This window comes from Propionivibrio sp. (assembly GCF_049316945.1).
In the GTDB taxonomy this organism is placed as follows: Bacteria; Pseudomonadota; Gammaproteobacteria; order Burkholderiales; family Rhodocyclaceae; genus Propionivibrio.
The window spans coordinates 1-2651 of sequence record NZ_JBMOJE010000299.1 but is presented as its reverse complement, the minus strand read 5'-3'; the positions used below and the strand labels follow the sequence as shown (position 1 = coordinate 2651).

Here is a 2651-nt window from a genome sequence, read left to right as displayed (position 1 = left end):
TCTCATCCTCATCCAGCTCGGGTTTGTTTGTCTGGATTTGAGCGGGCCATAACACCGAGATACTCAGCAAGGCGGAGCGTGGCTATATGCTGGCCGACGGTTCGTTCGCTCAACCAGTCAAGGCCATCGGATCGTTGGTGACCAAGGACATGTCACCCGTCGAGGCATTTCGATCGATTGCACTGTCCTGCCTCGTGCAACTTCAACGAAACGAAGCGGGAGCCATTTTTGAAAAAAACCCGGAATATGTCCACCAGGCCCGAGTGGCCATTCGCCGCCTACGTTCGGCCTTCAATCTGTTCTCCCCTGTACTTGCCCCCGCCTTTGTCGAGGATTTTTCACCCCGTTGGCGCGAATTGGCCAGGGGACTGGGGAGCGCGCGGGATTGGGATGTATTCTTGACCGAGACACTGGCGCCGCTTGAAGAGGCGTTCCCAGACGAAGACGATCTGGTGGTTTTGCGGGCCAAAGGTGAGGCGAGTAAGGATGAAGCACAAATCTCGGTAGGAACCACCTTGACTCAGAAGGCGTACAGCCAACTTCTGCTGACCTTCTCGGCCGCGTTGTTCAGTGTCAAGCGGGCCACGATCGACGATTCGAAAAAATTATCGGGGTTAAGTCTGCGCAAGTTTGCCCGGCGTCGGCTGCAAAAAAGAGCGGCAATGGTCGATGGCTTGGTCAGCGAACATGGGAAAATGAATGCCGAACATCGCCATGAGTTACGCATTGCCTTCAAGAAGCTACGGTACGCACTTGACTTTTTTACACCAATTCTCCCGCCCAAGCGCTTGACCGTCTATCAAAATTCCCTGACAACGATTCAGGATCTGCTTGGCACGCTCAACGACCAGACCACTGCCTCGCGGTTGATCGGGAAATTGCATCCGAAAGGCGAGCCAGAGTCCCTGATTCGCGGCTGGATTGCCGGTCGCACACAACTTCTTATTAAGGCGCTGAGTTCCGAACTTTCCAGATTCGTGGCAATCAGAAATCCGTGGCACTGAATTGTGAATGATGGTGCCGAAGTGCAATTAACCTTTCAGAATTTCACCCTATGCTGTGGCGCACCATGGATCTGAAACCCGACCACCATTCCTCTTGCCTGATTTGCGCCAACTTTCTAGCACATGAAAGAGGCATCGGCGCCTGTCACCGCTTTCCCCCCGTTTTTACTGGCGTTGGCACCGAGGTCAATTCACACCACTGGAGGTTCCCTCTGGTGTCGTCCAGTAGTTGGTGCGGCGAATTCCAAGGGGTGGCTCTTACGCCCTCCCCAAATGAAGCCACCCCTGGCAGTGCCAGTTGAATGCCCAATCTCTCAGAGTTCCTTTGTCGTGATCTTCAACGTCAATCAGAAGGAGTCATCCAATGCTCGATCTGCGCCCACTTGACAAAAATGTACCGATCTTTCAACAACTGGCGTCGGATATTTCACCGGTCGTTCTTGTGAATGTGTTTGAAGTCGCTGAACCCGACATTCCAGCCTTACTAAAGGCTTGGGAAAGCGACGCCAACTGGATGAAGCAACAACCTGGTTACATTTCCACCCAGTTGCATCGCGGAATTGCCGGTAGCACGGTGTTTCTCAACTACGCCGTCTGGGAGTCGGTGGCGCACTTCCGTGCCGCGTTCACCCACCCGGATTTCCAGAACGTACTGGAGCAGTATCCAACGTCTGCCGTTGCTTCGCCGCACCTCTTTAGTCGCTTGGCCGTGCCCAACCTCTGTGTTGGTCCGTAATGAGCGAGCGGGAGCGCAAGCGATGACGCAACGAATCCATTTTTGGCCGGCTTGCTAGCGACACTGACGATTGCCAGCTTCTTTTGCGCCACACTATTTTCCGAGCTATTGGGCACTCCGGGCACCATTGCCTTAATAAAAGCCTTTATCGTAATACCTGGACTCTTCATTCTTATACCCGCCATTGCGTTGACGGGTGCCAGTGGATTCGTTTTGTCGAAATCCCGGCAGGGACGAGTCATCGCAGCTAAAAAGAACCGAATGCCATTCATCGTGGCAACTGGGGTTGTTGATCCTTGTCCCATGTGCGATCTTTCTGAATCAGTGGGCGGCGGCGGGCACATTCGATACGACGTTCGATCTGGTGCAGGGATTGGAACTCTTGGCAGGTGCTATCTGGGATTGATGGGGCTGAACATCCGCGATGGGTTGAGTATGTCCGGGCGGCTTCGCAAGTCCTGAACAGATTCACCGTCAGAGTTTCTCAGAATAGAAGGTTGGCAGTCGCCAACAAGCCGAGGAACAAGAAAAGCTTGCGAGCGGAGGCTTTGCCTCAGATAGCTGACCGCCTCGACGACGAGAACCGAACGGCCCTTGTGGGTCGCAAAGAGCCGAAACCTGAACGGCAGGTATCAACCCATTTTGACTACTAAGGGTTGGCTGTCAACCAACCCTTCCGAAAAGATGCTTATTTTTCAAAAAACGTAGGTTCCTGGTGCCACGCCGAGATTGGGATCGATCTCGGCGTCGGCACAGGGCGGTGCTACCAGCGGCCCACACTGCGGAGACAGCCAGGCCAGCCAGTCTTCCCACCAGCTACCTGTTTTTTTGTCGGCACGTACCAGCCAATGATCATAGCTTCAGATTTCTTCTGTTAGGACCCAATTGGTTTGGCACTTTTCACACCAGCG

At 53.8% G+C, this 2651-nt stretch carries 3 protein-coding genes; all 3 read left to right on the top strand.

Annotated features, from left to right (window positions below; genetic code table 11):
- Positions 1–86: 86 nt before the first annotated feature.
- The 3 genes from ACOYNV_RS27255 to ACOYNV_RS27245 all read left to right on the top strand — a co-directional run bounded on the left by ACOYNV_RS27255 (position 87) and on the right by ACOYNV_RS27245 (position 2202).
- On the top strand, positions 87–1004 hold the full coding sequence (locus ACOYNV_RS27255; RefSeq protein WP_422902958.1) for a CHAD domain-containing protein: 918 nt from the start codon (positions 87–89) through the stop codon (positions 1002–1004).
- A 364-nt stretch (positions 1005–1368) separates the two neighbouring features.
- Positions 1369–1740: an antibiotic biosynthesis monooxygenase family protein gene (locus tag ACOYNV_RS27250; protein ID WP_422902957.1), complete on the top strand. Its 372-nt coding sequence runs from the start codon at positions 1369–1371 to the stop codon at positions 1738–1740.
- 42 nt (positions 1741–1782) lie between these two features.
- Positions 1783–2202, top strand: a complete 420-nt coding sequence (locus tag ACOYNV_RS27245) for a hypothetical protein (protein WP_422902956.1) — start codon at positions 1783–1785, stop codon at positions 2200–2202.
- Positions 2203–2651: the final 449 nt, after the last annotated feature.

Coding starts and splice junctions, on each gene's coding strand:
- ACOYNV_RS27255 (WP_422902958.1), top strand. CDS start 87: ATGCTGGCCGACGGTTCGTTCGCTCAACCAGTCAAGGCCATCGGATCG.
- ACOYNV_RS27250 (WP_422902957.1), top strand. CDS start 1,369: ATGCTCGATCTGCGCCCACTTGACAAAAATGTACCGATCTTTCAACAA.